The sequence below is a fragment of the Rhizobium sophorae genome (assembly GCF_013087515.1).
In the GTDB taxonomy this organism is placed as follows: Bacteria; Pseudomonadota; Alphaproteobacteria; order Rhizobiales; family Rhizobiaceae; genus Rhizobium; species Rhizobium sophorae.
In genome coordinates, this window is sequence record NZ_JABFCN010000035.1 from 32200 (window position 1) to 50153 (window position 17954).

The following is a 17954-nucleotide window of genomic DNA, read 5'->3' on the forward strand; positions in this document are numbered from 1 at the left end:
CTCCCCGAAAACTCGAGCGCCGCGCGTCTGAAGGATGCGCGGCGCTCTAGAGTTTACTCCGCTGCAGTCCCGATGACACCACGCTTGATCTGATCGGCCTCGATCGACTCGAACAGAGCACGGAAGTTGCCTTCGCCGAAGCCTTCGTCACCCTTGCGCTGGATGAATTCGAAGAAGATCGGGCCGATGACGGTCTTGGAGAAGATCTGCAGCAGGATTTTCGTCATGCCGCCATTCATCACACCTTCGCCATCGATGAGGATGCCGTGCTTCTTCATGCGTTCGATCGGTTCGCTGTGACCGTTCACGCGCTCATAGGACATATCGTAATAGGTCTCCGGTGGACCCGGCATGAAGCGCAGGCCGTTGTCGGCAAGCCTGTCGGTGGCGTCGTAGATGTCTTCTGTTCCAACGGCGATATGCTGGATGCCCTCGCCCTTGTACTTCTTCAGATATTCCTCGATCTGGCTGGTGTCGTCCTTCGATTCATTCAGCGGTATGCGGATCTTGCCGCAGGGCGAGGTGATGGCGCGGCTCACCAGACCGGTGATGCGCCCATCGATATCGAAGAAGTGGATCTGCTTGAAATTGAACAGGTTGCGGTAAAAATCCCACCATTTGTCCATGTTGCCGCGAAAGACGTTGTGCGTCAGATGGTCGAGATAATAGAAGCCGATCCCCTGGGGCTGCGGGTCGCGCTCGCCAAGCCAGTCGAACTCGGCTTCGTAGGCCGATCCCTTTGCACCATAGATCTCGACGAAATAGAGCAGCGATCCGCCGATGCCGACAATCGCCGGGACGTCGAGTGCCTTGTCGTCCCCTTCATAGGGAACGGCGCCTTTCGACACCGCGTGGTCGAAAGCGTGCCTGGCGTCGACGACGCGCCAGGCCATCGACGGGGCGCAGGGACCATGATTTGCGACGAAACGCGCGGCATGGCTGCCGGGTTCGGCGTTCAGGACGTAGTTGATGTCACCCTGTCGCCAGACGGTGATGTCTTTCGTCTTGTGTTTGGCGACTGCGACATAGCCCATGCGTGTGAAGAGCTCGCGTAGCGTCTCGGGCTCAGGATGGGCGAACTCGACGAATTCGAAGCCGTCGGTGCCAGCCGGATTGTCGGCGGTGATTTCCGAGGGCGGCGCGTCATGTGGGAAGGGACCCATTTTCTTTCCTCCAGAGGAGATTGCATTTCTATGCAAAGTGTGGCCCAAAACACGTGCAAAGTTCTTGCATTCTTCATGCTCCAGGAAGAAATTATGCACGATCCGTGAGTGTATTGGAGATTTCATGCAATGAATGAACCGCTCGACAAATTGGATTTGCGCCTGCTCCAGGAACTGCAAAAGGACGGCAGGCTGACGAACAACGAGCTGGGGGAGCGGATCGCGCTTTCACCGTCGCAATGTTCGCGCCGGCGCACGAGGCTGGAGGCTGAGGGATATATCCGCAGCTACCGCGCTTACCTCGATCGGCAGAAGCTGGGCCTGGATATGCTGGTGGTCATTTCCGTGACGCTGGCGACCCACAACAGAGACAATGCCCGCCGATTTTCGCAACTGATCAACGGACTGCCGGAAGTTCTCGAAGCCTATGCCCTGACCGGTGAAATGGACTATCACCTGACGGTGGCGACCCGCGGGCTCGCCGACCTCTCGAAATTCGTCAACGACGTTCTGTTGCCCCACGAGTCGGTGCAGCACGTGAAGACGTCGATCGTGCTCGACACGCTGAAGACATTCGAAGGTTTTCCGGTGCTCATGCCGGGGCACTGACATGGCGGCAGCACACCATGATGTCGACGGCATCGCTCTGCGCAGTCAGAGCGGCAGTTCGGTCGAGAATTTCAGCTCACGCAGTACGAAGCTGGAGACGACGGTGCGCACATGCGGATTGCGCATGAGATAGCGGGTCATGAAGGCTTCGTAGCTTTCCACGTCCCTCGCCCTGATCTTCAGCATGTAGTCGAAGGCGCCCGACAGGGCGTAACACTCCATGATCTCAGGCCGCTCCAGCACCACCGCAGCGAACGACGCGACCGCCTCTTCGTGGTGATCCTCCAGCGTCACATGCGCGATGACACAGAGCTTGAGATCGAGTTTTCCAGGATCGAGCAGTGTCACACGCTTGCGGATGACGCCGTCGGCTTCCAGCTCCTGGATCTTCCGCCAGGCCGAACTCTGCGACATGCCGGCCTTTTCCGCCAGGTCTGCCAGCGAAAGGCTGCCGTCGGCCTGGACGAGTTGCAGAAGCTTGCGGCGAAAATTCCCAGGTTCTTTCATTTTCCGCATCATATTGGGGAAGATTTGCCAAGAGTATGGCGATAGCCAGCACGAAAGAAAAGAAAATCCTCCGAATCCGGATCATAATGGCAGGAATAGCGCCGTGCCTGGGAGGATCAGCCTATGACCAAGGAAAGCAACTACACCGCCAAACTGCCGGGCCCGGAGGGCCTATATGACTACACTCCGGATGAAGATGCGATATGGGGTGAACTCTACCGGCGTCAGATGAAGCTGCTCGCCGATACGGCCTGCCGCGAATATCTGGACGGCGTCAAAATGCTGGGGCTGAAGCCCGATAAGGTCCCTCAGCTTCTCGACGTCAACAGACGCCTGAACGAGACCACCGGCTTCGGCGTCGAAGGCGTGCCGGCCCTCATTCCGCCCTCGCGCTTTTATGAGCTTCTGTCGCAAGGCAAATTCCCGCTCGCAACCTTCCTGCGCCGTCGCGAGCATATCGACTATATCGAGGAACCGGACCTGTTCCACGAGGTTTTCGGCCATTGCCCCATGCTCACCAACCAGAGCTATGCCAATTTCGTCCGGCATTTCGGCGAAACGGCCGTCCGCCTCGGCAAGGGCTATTCATGGCACCTGTTCCGGATCTTCTGGTTCACTGTCGAATTCGGCCTGATCAATACGCCGCAGGGACGCCGCTGCTTCGGCGCGGGCATCGTCTCATCGCCCAGCGAAGCGAAGGCGGCAATGGAAGGCAAGGCGTGCGAATTCCGGCCGTTCGATCTGCTGAGCGTGCTGAGAACGCCCTACCGGATCGATATCCTCCAGCCGATCTACTATGTCATCGACAGCTTCGCCGATCTTGAAGCGATCGTGGAGCAGGATATCGAGGGCACGATCCTGAAGGCAAAATCACTGGGTGATTTCGCCCCCGCTTTCGAAGCAAAAGCTTCGTGAATCGCGGATGATATGGCGCCGGCGGCAATCGAGCCTTGCCTAATCACGGAACGTCAACGCTTATCAATATTGCCTCGCCGCGGTGCGGCGAGGCAACAGTCCTAGGAGCACTACTGCATGACCGCCGCAAACCGCATCCACTTGGCGATCGAGTCGATCGGTGAGTTGTCCGGCATCTTGAGAGGGCTCTGATTGGGCGTGAACCCACGCGAAAGAGCAGAGTCTGGATCCGCAAGCAGCACGCCCACGAAGGTCGACGCCACGAGACAGCTCCCGACTTCGCCCAATCGATTTCCGCCTGCAGCCTCGGCTTCGGCCAGAATGTAGAACCAGAGCGGCGTACGCTCGTGGAAACGCGATGCGGTGCCGGCGAGGAAGTTCTTCAGATCGGGCTTCGCGGCGAACAATGCCGAGACGTCTTGGATCGGCGAGGACTGCACCGCGCCAATCTGGTTGAGATGCTTGTGCAAAGCCTGACCCGTCGGGAGCCTGAGATTGTAGCCCCGACGAAGGTTCCGCCTTGCCAGGTTCTTGAACAACGCCTTAAGCTGTTGGTTGGTCTGGTCTTCACCCTCCTTGAACAGCGTATGCAATGGCGGAGCAAGCTCCGTATCGATCCTCCTGGCAAGACGGGCCGGCTCTCCATCGCCCGCATCATGGGGATCGGCTCCGGTAAAGCGCGTCCAGTCGATTATCCAGTTCTTGGGCAGCTTCTTGTCGTCATCCAGCCTGCCGCCGCCGCCGGTGAACTCGAAAAGCAACTGCAAGGTGGCGCGCGGTAGAAAACCTGTGCCCGGCCGCCCAAAGTTCTTGTTGTAGTCATAGAAGGCTCTGACCATGGAATGACCGAACCGATAAGCCGCTGTAGAGAACTCCAACGGCAGAGCATTGCCGAGCCGGGTATTCTGCCTCCGGGCATCGAACTCGGCTCTGAACTTGAAGAAGTGAGATGCCCGATCCTTGACGACACGGTCCACCACAACCGGATCGCAAACGCCCTTGAGATATCCTTCGACAATCAACCATTGGTAATGAAGTCTTGTCAGAGCCTGCGCTGAGCTGAAATCGGCGATCCAGCCCGTGTCATGCGATGCAAGATAGTCGACGGCCTTGTTGTGAAACCGGAGAAAGCTCAGATGGAACTGCGCGACGACGAGATTTTCGTCGTTGCGATTATCCCCGATTATCGCGCGTTGAGGCAAGCTATCGGAGAATTTCTGAAACGCCTCGGGAGTCATCGCGGCCTGAGCCAGACGTAAAGCCGCCTCCCGGACAGACGACTGGACCTGGCCATAACGAGGAAGGTCACGGTGTTCGTCGAGGTTGTCTGGAAGCGGCCCCGGATCGACGGCTGTCCCGACACGCATTTTGTCTTTCAGCGTGGGGTGACGAAGGCCGGAGATCACTTTGACAACATCCGCATCGATCCCCTCGCCGACAGCAGATCCGCCGTAGACACTATCCAGATCGAAACGGGGCGAGCGAGCATTCCTGAACTGGCTCTCCACTGTCGACGAGGCGACAGGCGGGTGAGCGTTGACCATGCTCGAGATTGCCCCTTCGCGATCAGTTCGGGCCGTCAGCTCGTGATCCAGGAATTGTCCCCAATATGTGAACACAGGCGGGAGCGTGGAATCTTCCGTCGGATCCTCGCTCGTCGGCGTCGCGACAACATCGATCATCATGTCGCCGAGCTCATCGAGCTCCCCAAGCGTCTCCGCCGTGTTGGGAAGGTAATTCTCTGGCGCATCTAATGGCGGTACGAAATAACCGAAGTCAGCTTCTTCATCGACCGCGACGTCACCCGTCGCTGGCCGCCCGGCCCGAACGCTCGGGCCTGGAACTGCGCGCTCTTTCTCTGCACCCCCGTGCGATTGAAAAACGATTGCCATTGGCAACACCCTCCGTTTTTCCAGCCCGCGGGATAATTCATACACCTAGAACGCGAAGTCAACTAATCATATTGGGCTATTATTCACCTTTAAGTTGGTAAATTACCCGTAAACCCAGTCGATATCTGTGCGGATTCAGTGCACTCGTTTGTACGCATCACACCCCCTGCCCCGCTGTTGGCGCCCCGTCGCAAGCGGTGGCCACAGCCGGCATCGCTGGTGCTTTTCGCGGCAAGTCCGTTATTGCACTGCAGTATTGATAGTCGGACAGAACCTCCCTCTGGCACCAAAATAACGAGGAAATCCAATGGCGAAGAGATGCATAAGTATAGACTACCTGAAAAGCAATGAAACGCCGGCAAACGACCGCTAGAATTTTCATTTGCTAACTCAACAATAAGATGTATATTTGCCGCCGAGATTTCGGCCAGGGGAAGTACATCCCGAAATCGACCTACAAGGTAAAATTTACTAAGCTTCTTTGCCGAACGCTCCAATTTTCGGTTGGCGAAGCTTGTGTTCTCGCGGCAAGTCAGCGGAAAAAACATCAAGCCGCATCGATCTGCCTTTAGGGCCGCCGCTGTCCCGAACGCGAGGTTCGGCTCGATTAACGGGTATGCCGCGTCAAGCTTGCGGCTTTTGTATTGCTTTGAAACCGTGAAAAATGGGGGAGAGTTGGTGTCATGGCGAAATCAACGCGAGGCAGGGTCAACGCACAAGGCGACGGCACATCGGGTCTTGGCATGGTGGTGAGATTTACACCCAAAACAAGGAGCGAGGGTGTACAGCAACTCGAAAAAGGCGGCTTCCGTGTCGCGTCGTCCAAAGATTTTCGCAGCGCCGCGGCGGTGCCAAATGACTTCGATGGCGCTGATGTTCAGTACTTCGAACGTTTCGGAATCGCAATTGTGCGCCGTGACGGCGAGAAACTGAAGCCCATGCTGCAAAATGCCATGCAGCAGAAGGTCATCAGCGCGGCTCGGCCGGAGCGATCCTATCGTGCCCTCGGCGGCCCGCTGACGAAGCGGATAGACCTCGCACAGGGAACGGTGGGCGGCGTTGCACCCCCTTTGGACCGTGACTACCTGCTCGGCTATCGTGACGCTGTGAACGAACTGGTCGATCGCTTATTGGGTAAAAAGGGGGCAGAGGGACTTGTCGCCCAGGCCGCCTTTGACGAGACCAGCAACACCTGGGGACTGCAGGCTGTCAGGGCTATCGAAGGTGAACTGAGCGGGGCCGGCATCAAGGTAGCAGTACTGGATACCGGATTTGACGAAACTCATCAGGATTTTGTCGGCCGTTCAGTCACCAAGAAGCTCTTTGCAACACGTAGTTCCGAAGGGGACGTTCACGGTCACGGAACGCATTGCATCGGTACGGCATGCGGTCCATTACGACCGACCAGCGGCCCACGCTACGGCATCGCCTATGAGGCGGAAATCTACGCTGGAAAGGTGCTGGGCGACGACGGCTTCGGCACCGACCGGTCGATCATTGCCGGCATGGAATGGGCGCTGGATGAAGGTTGCCATGTTATTTCGATGTCGCTAGGCGCTGCAACGCAAATTGGAGATGCACCGAGTGACGACTACGAGCAAATTGGGCAGGTATGTTTAGACGCGGGAACTTTAGTTATTGCCGCTGCCGGGAACGAAAGTTCTCGTCCCCAACAGATTGAGCCAGTTGGTTCTCCGGCGAACGCGTCCACGATCGTGGGAGTTGGTGCCGTGGATCGCTCCTTCGCACCGGCGTCTTTCTCATGCGGCGGTTTGAATCCCGGTCAGGAAGTGGATATTGCCGCTCCTGGCGTCGACATATTTTCGAGCTTGCCTGATGACAAGTATGACCGGTGGAATGGCACCAGCATGGCGACCCCACATGTTGCTGGCGTTGCAGCTCTTATTGCTCAGTCTGATCCGAAGTTTCGCGGATGGGCGCTATGGGCGCGCTTGATTCAGCTTACAAAGCCTCTATCTTCCCCTGCTAGGGATGTTGGCAAGGGCCTGCTCCAGGCAAGAGGAAGCGGCGAGGTATGACGACCGATAAGATAGAAGTTACCATTCGGATCGACAAAAACGAGGCCCGCAGTTTGGGCGAGGTCGTCGGCGACCTGAAATCGCAAGGCCTCGAACAGGTGCAAAGCCACGAGCGCTTCATGATTGTCAACGGTAGTGTCAATCCTGACGCGCTCGATGCGCTTCGCGCGGTAAAGGGCGTCGCTTCAGTTCGGCAAGATACCGCATACAAGACTCAAGCGAACTGATTATGCAGGCGGCACGACCTCTGCCCAGGCGCTGAGCAGGAAGTCTCAGTGACAAGCTGAGAGAGTGGGATTTTCAATATACTCCCCTCACTTCGGCATGGCCGGACTTCGATTGACGAAGTCCACTACGACCCCTGGCTTGACCATAGCCGCCAACTCTTCGGCGTCCCAGTTCGTCAGCCGCACGCAGCCATGCGATCCCACCTTGTCGATGAGCTTCGGCTCGGGTGTCCCATGTATTCCATAGGTCGGCTCGGTCAGGTCGATCCAGACCGTGCCGACCGGGCCGTTCGGCCCTTTCGGGATCGTCAGGACCTTGTCGTTCTTTCCCTGCTTGAAATTGCGCTTCGGGTCATACCGGTAGACCGGCATCCTCGCGACGCCCTTGACCTTATGCTTGCCTGACGGCGCCGGATTGTCTTCGCTTCCGATCGTTGCGGGATATGCGGCAAGCAGCGATCCATCCGCCGCATAGGCGAGCACCTGCCCCGTCTTCCTGTCAGCCTCGATCCTCTTGACCTTTCCTTCCCTTGGAGGACCGGGGTTCACGACCCACACCGTATCGCCAGGAGCAAACTGCGAAGCCGGGTTGAGCGCATGCACGAGATCGATACCCATGTGGAACCGCTCGGATAACTTCTCGGCAACGCTCGTATATCCCAAGCTCTGCATCTTTGCCTTCTCGCCATAGTCGTCGGGGATCTTATCAACGAGACCCGCGGCATCCTCTGCCGAGACGACATAGCTCTCAACGATGGGGGCATTGCCTTCCAGGCGGGAGGCGACGTCTCGATCCGGTCTCCCATCGACATGCAGATGGTTCATCGCCTCGAAGCCGGCCACGGCCTTGTCGACGTTTTCGCCGGAGAGCCCATCGATCACGCCGGGAGATGAGCCTGCACGGTCGAGCAGGACCTGAAGGCGGACGATCGCCGGGTCTGGATCTCCCGGCGCCGGCTTCTCAGTCCCAATGGACGCAATCGACGCGGTATTGATTTCTTCAGGTCGGAGCTCCCGCGCGGCGGCACCGCCAACGGAGAAGGCCAGAGCGAGCAGCGACATCGGCAGGGCTGTTTTCATGGACGACAAATGGCCGGCGCCGCAACTTGTTCCAGTGCGAATCGAGCGAGGCAGGCGTTCACGATGATTTCAATGTCCAGTCTCTGCAAATTCAGTAAAACCGCCATTCGATCCGAAGGAGCTCGTGAATGCCGCGCGAGAGCGTCAATGACCTGATGGCCTTTCTGGCGGTCGCCCGAGAGAAGAACTTTACGCGGGCGGCTGCGAAGCTGGGCGTGTCTCAATCGGCGCTCAGCCACATTGTCCGCCAACTCGAGACGCGGCTGGGAATCCGGCTTCTGACCCGTACCACGCGGGCAGTTTCGCTCACCGACGCTGGAGAGCGATTGTTTCGAGGCGTGGGACCTCATTTCGACGAGATCGAGGCTCAACTCGACGTTCTCACCGAGTTCAGGGAAAAGCCGGCCGGGAACATCCGCATCACCGCATCCGACCATGCGATCAACTGGATCATCTGGCCGAAGCTCCAGCGTTTCCTGCCTAACAACCCTGATATCAAGGTGGAGTTGATGCGCGAGAACGGGCTGTCGGATATCGTGACCGAGCGCTTCGACGGCGGCGTCCGGATGGGAGAGCAGGTGGCGAAAGACATGATCTCGACACGCATCGGGCCTGATTTCCCGTTTGCCGTCGTCGGGGCACCCTCATATTTCGACGGCAAGGGGGTTCCGGAGCATCCGCAGGATCTCGTCCGCCACAACTGCATCAACGAGCGCCTGCCCACATATGGCGGCTTCTGGGCATGGGAGTTCGAAGACAACGGGAAAGAGATCAGGATCAGGGTGGAGGGACAGCTTGCCTTCAACAACGCCTATCAGAGTGTGGAAGCGGCGCTGGAAGGCCTTGGCCTGGCATACGTCCCGGAAGACATCGCTCTTCCTCATATCGCGGAGGGTCGTCTGAGACGCGTACTGGAAGCCTTTTCGCCACACTGGGATGGCTACCATCTCTACTACCCGAGCAGAAGGCAGTCCTCTCCGGCTTTCGTGGCGTTCGTGGACGCCTTGCGCCATCGAGCCTGACGATAGTCATCCTCTTTTCTACGGCGCCCTTTGAACGGCTGCATATTCGATTGAACGCATCATGGACGGAAAACGCTGACGCGCGGGATCACTTTCGGTGAGGCGCTAATTTGGTCGCCTGCTGGTGACCCTCTCAATGAATTGTCTTCGATCGCTTCTCAGCATGCGAAATATCATCGAGCGTCGCCATAAGCTTTTCGAACTCGTTCAAGACGCGATTGAACTCGGCGTCCTGCATGTTGGCGATTTCGGATATCGTCGAGGACACGGACGCGATCAGCTTGTCGATCCAAACGCAGCGCTCGGCCGGCACATGTCCGAGAACCTCCCGCCGATGCGTCTTCAGCTCGCGGAGGATGCGAACGATAAGGGCTCCCCGGTCCGCCCGGCTCAAGAGCGGAAGCCTTGTCTGTGCCTGCTGGATTTCCGTTATCAGCGTCGTCGCCATCCCCGATCTCCAACCCTCGTGCAACCAGGTATCACAACCGTAGCGTTTGCAACACGGACTTTAGTCCGACTGACCAAGTGGCGCAATCGGGTCCGCACCGTGCGACCACATCAGTTACTCGCCGCAACGAGGTCCGACATCTCGCAGCTACGCCGCGGTCCGTCCCACGGTTGATACGTATTGTCTTGCGGCCGATACGATCTGTAGCGAGCGGCGCACCGGGCTGCTGCCTGTGCATTCACTTTCGTGCCAACCTCTTCATCGGCCCCGGCGACAATCCGCTTGAACGGCGAAATGCACTCTCGGGTCTCGCCGCTATAAGATCGATAGCTGTTGGTCGCGGAATCGAAAGAACGGTAGCGATCCCCACACCAGGCAAGATGCGCGGCCGAAAGTCTGGGCTGCGGAGTCTGAAGTTCGGCTGATGGGCGAGCCGAATCAGGCCTCACCGATGACGCCATGCTGGCCGACGCCTCGGTCACATAGCTGGAATAGAGAGGCGGAATTCGTTCATAGTGCTGTTGCCGAGGATCGACTTTCACCGGCGTCGTCGTCCATAGATCGCGCGCTTCAAGGTCCCCGAAGGCATGAGGTTCAGACTCTGCCACGACATAGGAGGCGACAGAAGCGGCAGCCATACAGGCCCCGACCGAGCTTAAGATTCCAAAAGCGACGGATGCGATGGCTTTCATTGTCCCGACCCCTGCTGTTGAGCCTGCGGAACCCAGACGCGGCCGGCGGCGCTGTTATGTCGGCCGCCGGTGGCGACAAGCACGGCGAGAATGCCGGCGATTGCCAGCACGATGGCGATCAGCGGCACGGCCAGACCACCGGATTTCTCTTCGGAATAGATCATGTTCCTCTCCTCGCTGGCGCTCCGGCGGCGGAGGTCGCCGCCGGGGGCATCGGCTGTATTTGACCGCACGACAACGCTGCCGTCGGTCGCGCGGCGGTTCCCGGACTTTGAGCGATGATTTCCGGATGGAGGACGCGGCGGAGGCCGCGTGTAGGATCAGATCACTTGATAACCTGGATCACCTTGCGGGACGACGGTTCGACGATGACACGTTCATCATTGACCACCGCATAGGCATAGGTCGGGTCATCCGGAATAGGCGTCACGACAACCGTCTCCGGCAGAGGCTGGCCGACGACAACCTTCTCCTTCACGACCACGCGCGCCGATGGTGCCGGAGCCTCGCGGACATAGGTGATGACCTTTTGCGGCGGCGGATCGATGGCCGTACCAACAACTGCGCCGGCAACGCCGCCAACCGCAGCACCAACGGGACCGCCGACGATCGCGCCAGTGATCGCGCCACCGGCGGCACCGTTGACGGTCGAGGACTGGGCGAATGCGACGCCCGACATGAGGGTCGCGGCAGTTGCCGCACCGACGATAAGCTTGGAGAGCATTTTTTCCTCCTTCTGTTTGAGAGCGGCCTTCGCGACCGCTGCCAACCAACTAGCTGGAGGCAGGGTCGTTCCACGCCTCGGACCTCAGTCTGATCGACCCCGGCCTTTGGTCCCAAACCCATTCCAAGGCCTGTTGCCGACGCTATTTCAAGATCGAGAAGCCGGATAATCGCGGGCAAAAGCAGGAGATCGAAGGAGATGGCGCGATCCAACCGCCGGGAAGCCGGACGCAGGCGCCTGGCGATGCGCCTGCCGCATATGCGGAAGTTGATCATGGAAGCGCGCGACGCGTGGCAGCTCGAGCTCTTCGAAGCCTATCAGATGGCAGTCGAAGCCCGCGACTCCGTTCGAAGGCGACGGTTCAATCCGAACCTGGAGCTAGAGTACGACGAAACCTGTTTGGTGATCGAGCGGCACGTCATCCGCGCGATAGAGGAAGCCTCCTACGCGCACCCGTTGAAGTCCGACGAGCCGTCATACCCGGGCGGATAGATTTCTTGGACCTTCCGGCCGACGGAATAGCCTGATTGAGACGACAGCCTGCGCCACGGAATCTTATGGTGCGCGGCCGGCGACGATGAGCGCGCTCATGCCGCCGCAAGGACGGGCTCCGTAGCGCGATTCCACGCGCTCGGCCACCTGAACGACGATTTCCGACATACGCTCCTCCGGCGCCCGCCGTTCGATCTCTCCCTTGAGCGGAGTGCCTTGGCAGAACGCCGCAGCCACGTCGCGCGCGGTGGCCGCGACTGACGTCAATGCGACCCGATCGCAGGATACCGCGTCAAACCCCGCCGAAGTCAGCTGCGCCTTGATCGGATCGGGGTCGAAGTAGGAATATGGCAAGCGCCTGAAAAAATCCGGCGGATCCGATGGGAAGAGGCTTCCCAGGCATTCGTCCACACATCTTGCGAAGTCGTTGGCCTCGATTGAATCCCAGGTCGAGAACAGAAAACGACCGCCGCTGCGCAACACTCTTTTGGCCTCGCCATAAGCCCTCAGCTTATCAGGAAAGAACATTATGCCGAACTGGCAGACGACGAGATCGAACATCGAGGGCGCGAATGGGAGATCTTGCGCATCGGCGTGCATCCAGTGGGTCCGCGACAGCGTCAGCGAAGATGCGCCCACGTCGATCATCGCCTGGCTGAGGTCGGTGGCAACGATCTCCGTTGCCGGATCAAGCCTCGTCCGCAGAGCCCGTGTCAAAGCGCCCGTCCCCGCAGCGACCTCGAGAACACTGCCTGGTTTCGATCGTTCGGCGACGATCGCCATTTCCGATGCATAGGGTTCGAAGAGGATCGGCACGAGAAGGGTCTCGTAAAGGTCGGCAACGCCTTCCTGGAAAAGCGCGAGAGACCCGGCGCCGCCTTCGATATCGACAGAAGCTGTCACCCGCTAACCTCCAGACCCGAGCCCATCGATCCTGAAATATGCCTGAATCTGTGAATGCCCACGGGATCAGACCTTGGTCCCACCCTCCTCCGACCGAAGTCCCCAGTGCGGAACGGGCACCGGTTCCGCGCCGTTTCGAACGATACCGAAGGAGATCCGAACATGTCCCAGAGTCACAGATCCCGAGTGAATGACGCCTGTAACGCGTCCGTCTTCGCACTTGTTATCGTTCTGGCCGCCCTTCTCTACATCTTCGGCGCAGCCATGTCCGGCGACACCGTCGCGTTGACCCAGACCGTAACAGGCGCTGAGGTCTTCGATACCAGGAATCTACCCTGACGCTGTTTGGAAAACTCTAAAGACGCGGTAGGTTAGTCGACAAGTCTCTTGCCGGTATCAAAATGAATTGGCTTCGCCGCTGGAATGCCCGCTCTCTCGCCTCCCAGTTTTTCATCGCGGGTGGGCTCATTTCGATTGCCGCCATGTTCGTGGTGGGCTTTTTTGTGAGCCATCTCATAGAGGAGACCGTTATCCACAACTCAGGCGCGGCGACGGCGCTTTATGTGGACAGCGTGATCGCGCCGCTCCTTCCCGATATGCAAACAGAATCACTGCTTGATGAAGCGAGTGCTCTGGCTCTGGACGAGACGCTCGGTCAGGGCGCACTCGGCAAACGCCTTGTTTCCTTCAAGCTGTGGCGAAGCGACGGCACCATCCTCTATTCGAACGAGAAGGAGCTGGTGGGCAGGAAGTTTGCGATCAGCGATAAGCTACTGAGGGCATTCGCAGGGTCTCTCGTCGCGCGCTATGAAATTGCCAGCGATCCGGAAAGCGACAGGGAGCGGGCGCTCGGCAAGCCGCTGATGGAGATCTATAACCCGGTGCTCCAGCCATGGTCCGGACAGGCGGTCGCCGTCCTTGAGTTCTACGAGACAGCGGAAGGACTGGGCGATAGTCTGGCGCATGCCAGGCTCCGGAGCTGGGGCGCCGTCGCCGCCCTCACGGCGACCTTTTTCCTTGTTCTCTCCATTCTGGTGTTCCGGGGTAGCCGCACGATCGAGGCGCAGCGCAAGGATCTCAAAGAACGGGTCACCGAACTCTCTGCGCTGCTTGCGGAAAACCGCGGACTTCAGCGGCGCCTGCAGCGCGCCTCCCAGCGTGCGGCAGCGCTGAACGAAACATATCTGCGCAGCATCGGTGCCGATCTGCATGACGGTCCGGCCCAGCACATCGCCTATGCCTCATTGCGCCTGGACAGCGACGTGTTGATCAATGCGTCCACCCAGCCCGAAGCGCGTGAGAAGGAGCTTGCCTGGATACGCTCGAGCCTTGCCGAAGCGATGACGGAGATCCGCAATATCTGCAGAGGACTGGTGCTTCCACACATCGAAAAATCCTCGATCACCGAGATTGTCACGCGGGTCGTCGAAGCGCATCAACATAAGACCGAAACACCTGTCGAAACTGTTATCGACGAGGATGGACCGGAACTTCCCCCCGCCGTGAAGATCTGTATCTATCGCTTCGTTCAGGAAGCCTTGAACAACGCCTATCGCCACGGCGGCGGCGTTCAGCAGACTGTCAGGGCTGTCTCGCACAAGGGTCATGTCCGTGTCGAGGTCAGCGATCACGGCGACGGCTTCGATCCAACCGAGGTGAGGCCAACGAGCCTTGGCCTCGTGGGGTTGCGCGAGCGCGTCGACAGCCTGGGAGGCTCCTTCGACATCAAGACAGGCGAAGGAGGAACGACAGTGACTATGATCTTCGAGCCAATGGAAGTGGGAGAGTAAGAATGACATCAATCACCATCGGCGTCGTGGATGATCATCCGCTTTTTCGCGAGGGTGTAACGCGCAGCTTATCCGAAATTAGCGGCTTTATCGTCGTTGGCGAGGGGGCCAGCAGCGATGACGCCGCGATGATCGCCTCGGACAACCACCCCGACATCATGCTCCTTGACGTCTCGATGCCCGGCGGCGGACTGTCGGCGATCAGTGACGTCCTGGCGCGGAGCCCCACAACGAAAGTGCTGATGTTGACGGTATCCGAGGAGGTAGACAATTTACTGGGGGCTCTGCAACGGGGTGCGATGGGCTATGTTCTGAAAGGTGTTGGTTCACGTGGCCTGGCCGAAGCGATCCAAACCGTTTTGCGCGGCTCGCGATATATCTCGCCGACCATGTCGGCGAAAGTCATGGAAAATTCCTTGAATGGCGGAACCTCCGACAAAAGCAGCCTGACGCCACGGGAACGCGAGGTGATGGATCTTGTCGCTCAGGGCCTGTCAAACAAGCATATCGGCTTGCGTCTCAACCTGCAGGAAAAGACTGTGAAGCACCATATGACCCAAATCCTGAGCAAACTCGGCGCCTCAAACCGAACCGAAGCGGCTCTACAGTGGCGCGAACGGCGCTGAGACGGATTATCGCCTATCATGCGTCAGCGAAGAAAGCGGCTCATCCGGCGGGCGTCGTTTGCCGTTGCTTGTCGACTTATGATCGTCCGGCCCTTGGAGTCCTTCATAATGTAGCGACCGCGTTGCAGGGTTTCAGTGATGCCGTTCGAATGACGGACGTCGATGGAGCCATCGGACGCCGCTGTCGCTCTCGCGCCCGATCTTGCTGACGATCCTGTGCTAGAGGAAGACGATCCTCCATCACCGGCGGAATTTCCACCATTGCCGTTCCCGGAACCGCTATTGCCACTGCCGCCACCGTTCCCATTCCCTCCCCCGTTGCCATTACCGCCGCCGTTGCCATTACCGCCGCCGTTGCCATTCCCTCCACCATTACCGTTGTTGCCGTCCTTTGCTTGCGCAGAGTCCACCGCCAGAACAGGAAGGGAACCGCCGAAATACAAACTGACCGGTGATGCAGCAGCGATGAGGGTGACGGCCGCGCTGCCGCCCAATCTCAGAAAATCGCGTTTCCGGATACTCATGCCATAGCCTCGTTCGTCCGTTCGTTGCCGCTTCCCATGCAATACGACGTATGAGACTTTTCGCTGTTCCGATTAAATAATGCAACCGACCTAGGTAGTAGGCGCGGCAAGACTTTGGTCCGCCTTACGCGGAATGCAATGCTTTTCATCGGAAAGATGTCGCGTGGTGGCACCTCAAGCGCACCTCTGCGAGGGACTGTTCGTGCATCGCTGTTAAACACGGAAGCATTCTATGGAACTTCTCCGCTTTTCGCCGCTTTGTTTGTTCAAGGTGCAACAGAGGAAACTTCCATGGCAAATCCAAACGAATCCCCAGCAGTCCAGTCCATGCGAAAAGAACAGGCAGAGCAACGGCAGCAGCCGCGAACAGGCGAACTCGACAAAGCAATCGAGGATACTTTCCCTGCGTCCGACCCCGTGTCTGCCACTCACACTTCTATTCCGGCCGGCCGCAGCGACGTCGAGGCGGCTGAGCGTGTCAAGCGGGAGCCGGATCCCACCAGGCTTGACGAGCAGTATCCGTTTGTCGATCAAGCTCTACGCTCGACCGGCGACACCGCCCGCTCCTCGGAAGCCTCCGATGTCGATCGCCAAGGAATGCGATCTCTTCAGAGAGAAGCAAGCCGCGTGGCCGAGTCTGCATCGGAACTGGCATCCGGATCGGCTCGCCTGGCGAAGGCCGAAGCCCGCACATTCGTCCATGATCTCGAGGATCGCATACGCCGGCAGCCGCTGACGGCCGCAGCGATCGTCGCCGGTCTCGCTTTTGTCTTCGGCGCGACGCGTTGAGGAGCCAGCCATGGCAGCGCGATGGACTGGCGGCTGTCTTTGCGGATCCTGCCGGTACGAATTCGCCGGTGATCCGCCGCTTTCGGGTTACTGCCACTGTGACATGTGCAAGAAGGCGACCGGAGGCCCTTTCGCGGTCCTGGTCCAGGCGAGGATCGACGATTTTGCCTGGACGGCCGGTACGCCCACATCGTACCGATCGTCGCCGATCGCGACGCGCGGCTTCTGCGGCAAGTGCGGAACACCACTCTATCTCCAGTACGACGGCGATGATCTGATCCGGGTGACCGTCGGCTCGCTCGACCACCCGGAGAAAATCAACCCGTCGGGACACTACGGTGTGGAGAGCCGCCTAAAATGGGCCAATTGCGGACGGGGACTTCCTGAGGAGGAAACTCAGGAGCGCTTTTAGATGTTGCCCGGCACCGCCGCAGCTTCCGGGGATCTTATGAAAATCGCAACCTACAATGTTAACGGTATCAATGGGCGGCTAGACATCCTGTTGCGCTGGCTCAAGGAAGACGCCCCAGATGTCGTCTGCCTCCAGGAACTGAAGACAGACGATGCCAAGTTTCCGCGAGAGGAGATCGAGCAAGCCGGCTACGGCGCCATCTGGCACGGACAGAGATCCTGGAACGGGGTGGCCATCCTGGCGAAGGGCGAGACACCGATACTGACGCGTCGCGGTCTTCCCGGTGATCCTGATGATACCCACAGCCGGTATATCGAAGCTGCCGTCGATGGCATCTTGGTCGGATGCCTGTATCTTCCCAACGGCAATCCGTTTCCAGGAGCAAAGTTCGATTACAAGCTGCGCTGGTTCGGCCGTCTGCAGGCGTACGCCGCCGAACTCCTCGAGCTCGAAGTGCCTTCGATCCTGGCCGGCGACTTCAACGTCATGCCGACGGAGATCGACGTCTACAAGCCGGAACGCTGGCTGGACGATGCCCTCTTCAGGCCGGAAGTGCGCAAGGCTTACGCTCATCTCGTCGCTCAGGGCTGGACCGACGCCGTCAGACATCTGCACCCGGGAGAGCGTATCTACACCTTCTGGAAATACTGGCGGAACAGCTTCGAACGTGATGCCGGGCTTCGGATCGACCACTTCCTGCTCAGTCCGGCAGTCGCCCCGTTGCTTCGATCGGCAACGGTCAGGAGAAAGCCGCGCAGCTGGGAGCATACAAGCGACCACGCGCCCGTCATGATCGAGCTCGACGTTTCCGAAGCTGGGGCCGATCTATAAGCCGCGCTCCGGCGCGGCGAGCAGAGGAGCGAGGGAACCTCGCCATATCGCCACGAGTTTTCTTGCAAAGGGAGGTGACCGCAATGAACGAGAGCAAGAACTACCTGAACACCGACGAAATCCAGGCCGACGACCAGTTGTCGCCGAAGCCGGTCGAAGGAAAGGATCCGCCGCGGCACGTGCGCAAAAGCGAGGAAGCCGTTGCCGAAGGTTCTGACGACACCGAACGGATCCGTGTTCCGCCGCCGGTGCCGAATCCCGATTGATCA

23 protein-coding genes are annotated in these 17954 nt (G+C 59.0%); 13 read left to right on the forward strand and 10 right to left on the reverse strand.

The window, feature by feature from the left end; all coding sequences use genetic code 11:
- Positions 1 to 53: 53 nt before the first annotated feature.
- A complete protein-coding gene (hppD, locus tag G9X64_RS21780) occupies positions 54 to 1163 on the reverse strand; it encodes a 4-hydroxyphenylpyruvate dioxygenase (protein WP_168310139.1) in 1110 nt (369 codons plus the stop codon).
- 129 nt (positions 1164 to 1292) lie between these two features.
- Between hppD and G9X64_RS21785 the strand changes: the two genes are divergently transcribed.
- Complete coding sequence (locus G9X64_RS21785; protein WP_168257898.1) at positions 1293 to 1772, forward strand: Lrp/AsnC family transcriptional regulator; 480 nt, start codon at positions 1293 to 1295, stop codon at positions 1770 to 1772.
- Between the two features lie 45 nt (positions 1773 to 1817).
- Here G9X64_RS21785 and G9X64_RS21790 read toward each other — a convergent pair whose 3' ends face one another.
- Positions 1818 to 2279, reverse strand: coding sequence for an Lrp/AsnC family transcriptional regulator (locus G9X64_RS21790; protein ID WP_168310137.1), 462 nt, complete (start codon positions 2277 to 2279; stop codon positions 1818 to 1820).
- A 123-nt stretch (positions 2280 to 2402) separates the two neighbouring features.
- Between G9X64_RS21790 and G9X64_RS21795 the strand changes: the two genes are divergently transcribed.
- Positions 2403 to 3194: a phenylalanine 4-monooxygenase gene (locus G9X64_RS21795; protein ID WP_168310136.1), complete on the forward strand. Its 792-nt coding sequence runs from the start codon at positions 2403 to 2405 to the stop codon at positions 3192 to 3194.
- Between the two features lie 110 nt (positions 3195 to 3304).
- On the opposite strand, the gene G9X64_RS21800 is transcribed toward G9X64_RS21795, so the two are convergent.
- On the reverse strand, positions 3305 to 5086 hold the full coding sequence (locus tag G9X64_RS21800; protein ID WP_168310135.1) for a peroxidase family protein: 1782 nt from the start codon (positions 5084 to 5086) through the stop codon (positions 3305 to 3307).
- A 683-nt stretch (positions 5087 to 5769) separates the two neighbouring features.
- On the opposite strand from G9X64_RS21800, the gene G9X64_RS21805 reads away from it, so the two are divergent.
- Together G9X64_RS21805 and G9X64_RS21810 are read left to right on the forward strand one after the other, a co-directional pair.
- A complete protein-coding gene (locus G9X64_RS21805; protein ID WP_168310134.1) occupies positions 5770 to 7125 on the forward strand; it encodes a S8 family peptidase in 1356 nt (451 codons plus the stop codon).
- Positions 7122 to 7352, forward strand: a complete 231-nt coding sequence (locus G9X64_RS21810; protein WP_168310133.1) for a hypothetical protein — start codon at positions 7122 to 7124, stop codon at positions 7350 to 7352. The genes G9X64_RS21805 and G9X64_RS21810 overlap by 4 nt, the downstream gene beginning before the upstream one ends.
- Positions 7353 to 7439: 87 nt before the next feature.
- On the opposite strand, the gene G9X64_RS21815 is transcribed toward G9X64_RS21810, so the two are convergent.
- Positions 7440 to 8441 carry a L,D-transpeptidase family protein gene (locus G9X64_RS21815; protein WP_171377375.1) on the reverse strand — a complete coding sequence of 334 codons (1002 nt, stop codon included), beginning with the start codon at positions 8439 to 8441 and terminating at the stop codon, positions 7440 to 7442.
- 119 nt (positions 8442 to 8560) lie between these two features.
- On the opposite strand from G9X64_RS21815, the gene G9X64_RS21820 reads away from it, so the two are divergent.
- On the forward strand, positions 8561 to 9454 hold the full coding sequence (locus G9X64_RS21820) for a LysR family transcriptional regulator (protein WP_168310131.1): 894 nt from the start codon (positions 8561 to 8563) through the stop codon (positions 9452 to 9454).
- 133 nt (positions 9455 to 9587) lie between these two features.
- Here G9X64_RS21820 and G9X64_RS21825 read toward each other — a convergent pair whose 3' ends face one another.
- From G9X64_RS21825 to G9X64_RS21840, 4 genes are all read right to left on the reverse strand, one after another.
- A complete protein-coding gene (locus G9X64_RS21825; RefSeq protein ID WP_168310130.1) occupies positions 9588 to 9902 on the reverse strand; it encodes a hypothetical protein in 315 nt (104 codons plus the stop codon).
- A 110-nt stretch (positions 9903 to 10012) separates the two neighbouring features.
- Positions 10013 to 10594 carry a BA14K family protein gene (locus tag G9X64_RS21830; protein WP_168310129.1) on the reverse strand — a complete coding sequence of 194 codons (582 nt, stop codon included), beginning with the start codon at positions 10592 to 10594 and terminating at the stop codon, positions 10013 to 10015.
- Entirely contained in the window at positions 10591 to 10758 is a 168-nt protein-coding gene (locus G9X64_RS21835; RefSeq protein ID WP_168310128.1) for a hypothetical protein, read from the reverse strand. The genes G9X64_RS21830 and G9X64_RS21835 overlap by 4 nt, the downstream gene beginning before the upstream one ends.
- Before the next feature lie 161 nt (positions 10759 to 10919).
- Entirely contained in the window at positions 10920 to 11318 is a 399-nt protein-coding gene (locus G9X64_RS21840) for a DUF1236 domain-containing protein (RefSeq protein ID WP_168310127.1), read from the reverse strand.
- A gap of 198 nt (positions 11319 to 11516) precedes the next feature.
- Here G9X64_RS21840 and G9X64_RS21845 point away from each other — a divergent pair, with 198 nt between their 5' ends.
- Positions 11517 to 11810 (forward strand): hypothetical protein, encoded by a 294-nt coding sequence (locus G9X64_RS21845; protein ID WP_168310126.1) that lies wholly within the window; start codon positions 11517 to 11519, stop codon positions 11808 to 11810.
- Positions 11811 to 11873: 63 nt separating this feature from the next.
- Here the strand turns inward: G9X64_RS21845 and G9X64_RS21850 are convergent, their stop codons facing one another.
- On the reverse strand, positions 11874 to 12713 hold the full coding sequence (locus G9X64_RS21850) for a class I SAM-dependent methyltransferase (protein WP_168310125.1): 840 nt from the start codon (positions 12711 to 12713) through the stop codon (positions 11874 to 11876).
- 162 nt (positions 12714 to 12875) lie between these two features.
- Between G9X64_RS21850 and G9X64_RS21855 the strand changes: the two genes are divergently transcribed.
- From G9X64_RS21855 to G9X64_RS21865, 3 genes are all read left to right on the forward strand, one after another.
- The gene (locus G9X64_RS21855) at positions 12876 to 13052 is read left to right on the forward strand and encodes a hypothetical protein (protein ID WP_168310124.1); all 177 of its coding nucleotides are present in this window, start codon (positions 12876 to 12878) and stop codon (positions 13050 to 13052) included.
- A 62-nt stretch (positions 13053 to 13114) separates the two neighbouring features.
- Complete coding sequence (locus G9X64_RS21860; protein WP_168310123.1) at positions 13115 to 14503, forward strand: sensor histidine kinase; 1389 nt, start codon at positions 13115 to 13117, stop codon at positions 14501 to 14503.
- A 2-nt stretch (positions 14504 to 14505) separates the two neighbouring features.
- Positions 14506 to 15129 (forward strand): response regulator, encoded by a 624-nt coding sequence (locus tag G9X64_RS21865; RefSeq protein ID WP_168310122.1) that lies wholly within the window; start codon positions 14506 to 14508, stop codon positions 15127 to 15129.
- Between the two features lie 23 nt (positions 15130 to 15152).
- Here the strand turns inward: G9X64_RS21865 and G9X64_RS21870 are convergent, their stop codons facing one another.
- Complete coding sequence (locus G9X64_RS21870) at positions 15153 to 15653, reverse strand: hypothetical protein (protein WP_168310121.1); 501 nt, start codon at positions 15651 to 15653, stop codon at positions 15153 to 15155.
- Positions 15654 to 15944: 291 nt separating this feature from the next.
- On the opposite strand from G9X64_RS21870, the gene G9X64_RS21875 reads away from it, so the two are divergent.
- From G9X64_RS21875 to G9X64_RS21890, 4 genes are all read left to right on the forward strand, one after another.
- Positions 15945 to 16442: a hypothetical protein gene (locus tag G9X64_RS21875; RefSeq protein WP_168310214.1), complete on the forward strand. Its 498-nt coding sequence runs from the start codon at positions 15945 to 15947 to the stop codon at positions 16440 to 16442.
- 10 nt (positions 16443 to 16452) lie between these two features.
- Positions 16453 to 16854, forward strand: a complete 402-nt coding sequence (locus G9X64_RS21880) for a GFA family protein (RefSeq protein WP_168310120.1) — start codon at positions 16453 to 16455, stop codon at positions 16852 to 16854.
- A gap of 36 nt (positions 16855 to 16890) precedes the next feature.
- Complete coding sequence (gene xth, locus G9X64_RS21885) at positions 16891 to 17685, forward strand: exodeoxyribonuclease III (RefSeq protein ID WP_168310119.1); 795 nt, start codon at positions 16891 to 16893, stop codon at positions 17683 to 17685.
- An 83-nt stretch (positions 17686 to 17768) separates the two neighbouring features.
- Positions 17769 to 17951, forward strand: coding sequence for a hypothetical protein (locus G9X64_RS21890; RefSeq protein WP_017963940.1), 183 nt, complete (start codon positions 17769 to 17771; stop codon positions 17949 to 17951).
- The last annotated feature ends 3 nt before the right edge of the window (positions 17952 to 17954 follow it).

Coding starts and splice junctions, on each gene's coding strand:
- hppD (WP_168310139.1), bottom strand. CDS start 1,163: ATGGGTCCCTTCCCACATGACGCGCCGCCCTCGGAAATCACCGCCGAC.
- G9X64_RS21785 (WP_168257898.1), top strand. CDS start 1,293: ATGAATGAACCGCTCGACAAATTGGATTTGCGCCTGCTCCAGGAACTG.
- G9X64_RS21790 (WP_168310137.1), bottom strand. CDS start 2,279: ATGAAAGAACCTGGGAATTTTCGCCGCAAGCTTCTGCAACTCGTCCAG.
- G9X64_RS21795 (WP_168310136.1), top strand. CDS start 2,403: ATGACCAAGGAAAGCAACTACACCGCCAAACTGCCGGGCCCGGAGGGC.
- G9X64_RS21800 (WP_168310135.1), bottom strand. CDS start 5,086: ATGGCAATCGTTTTTCAATCGCACGGGGGTGCAGAGAAAGAGCGCGCA.
- G9X64_RS21805 (WP_168310134.1), top strand. CDS start 5,770: ATGGCGAAATCAACGCGAGGCAGGGTCAACGCACAAGGCGACGGCACA.
- G9X64_RS21810 (WP_168310133.1), top strand. CDS start 7,122: ATGACGACCGATAAGATAGAAGTTACCATTCGGATCGACAAAAACGAG.
- G9X64_RS21820 (WP_168310131.1), top strand. CDS start 8,561: ATGCCGCGCGAGAGCGTCAATGACCTGATGGCCTTTCTGGCGGTCGCC.
- G9X64_RS21825 (WP_168310130.1), bottom strand. CDS start 9,902: ATGGCGACGACGCTGATAACGGAAATCCAGCAGGCACAGACAAGGCTT.
- G9X64_RS21830 (WP_168310129.1), bottom strand. CDS start 10,594: ATGAAAGCCATCGCATCCGTCGCTTTTGGAATCTTAAGCTCGGTCGGG.
- G9X64_RS21835 (WP_168310128.1), bottom strand. CDS start 10,758: ATGATCTATTCCGAAGAGAAATCCGGTGGTCTGGCCGTGCCGCTGATC.
- G9X64_RS21840 (WP_168310127.1), bottom strand. CDS start 11,318: ATGCTCTCCAAGCTTATCGTCGGTGCGGCAACTGCCGCGACCCTCATG.
- G9X64_RS21845 (WP_168310126.1), top strand. CDS start 11,517: ATGGCGCGATCCAACCGCCGGGAAGCCGGACGCAGGCGCCTGGCGATG.
- G9X64_RS21855 (WP_168310124.1), top strand. CDS start 12,876: ATGTCCCAGAGTCACAGATCCCGAGTGAATGACGCCTGTAACGCGTCC.
- G9X64_RS21860 (WP_168310123.1), top strand. CDS start 13,115: ATGAATTGGCTTCGCCGCTGGAATGCCCGCTCTCTCGCCTCCCAGTTT.
- G9X64_RS21865 (WP_168310122.1), top strand. CDS start 14,506: ATGACATCAATCACCATCGGCGTCGTGGATGATCATCCGCTTTTTCGC.
- G9X64_RS21870 (WP_168310121.1), bottom strand. CDS start 15,653: ATGAGTATCCGGAAACGCGATTTTCTGAGATTGGGCGGCAGCGCGGCC.
- G9X64_RS21875 (WP_168310214.1), top strand. CDS start 15,945: ATGGCAAATCCAAACGAATCCCCAGCAGTCCAGTCCATGCGAAAAGAA.
- G9X64_RS21880 (WP_168310120.1), top strand. CDS start 16,453: ATGGCAGCGCGATGGACTGGCGGCTGTCTTTGCGGATCCTGCCGGTAC.
- xth (WP_168310119.1), top strand. CDS start 16,891: ATGAAAATCGCAACCTACAATGTTAACGGTATCAATGGGCGGCTAGAC.
- G9X64_RS21890 (WP_017963940.1), top strand. CDS start 17,769: ATGAACGAGAGCAAGAACTACCTGAACACCGACGAAATCCAGGCCGAC.